1 protein-coding gene is annotated in these 357 nt (G+C 64.1%); it reads right to left on the bottom strand.

Translation table 11 applies throughout. From position 1 onward, the window contains the following. On the bottom strand, window positions 1-357 hold a 357-nt coding region (locus AACY19_RS27530), incomplete at both ends, for a hypothetical protein (RefSeq protein WP_339454655.1).

Below are 357 nucleotides of genomic sequence, written 5' to 3'. Positions count from 1 at the left end.
AGCAGGCTTTCCGAGGCGGTGCCGTTGCTGTCGTTCAGCGCTTTCGGCAAGTCGTCGACGATGTTCACGTCGAGGGTCGCGTTGGCGGTGGTGCCGTTGTCATCCACCACGGTCACGGCGAACTGTTCAGGCAGGCTGTTCGCGCCGTTGGCAGTGGGGTGGGCCTCATTGTCGACCAGGGTGTAGCTGTAACTGACCACGCCCGTGGTGGCGTTGAACCCGGTGATGGTCAGCGTGCTGCCCAGCGGCGTGGTGATCGATTGCGGGAAGCCTGCGGCGACACCGTTGCTGACCACGGCAATGCCGCCGACGGTCAGAGTGGTGACACCGTCGAGTGCGGTAATGGTGAAGGTGCCG

The organism is Pseudomonas sp. EA_5y_Pfl2_R50 (assembly GCF_963970475.1).
Classification (GTDB): domain Bacteria; phylum Pseudomonadota; class Gammaproteobacteria; order Pseudomonadales; family Pseudomonadaceae; genus Aquipseudomonas.
Note: the sequence above shows the minus strand (reverse complement) of the source record. Positions and strands in the feature narration are given on the sequence as shown.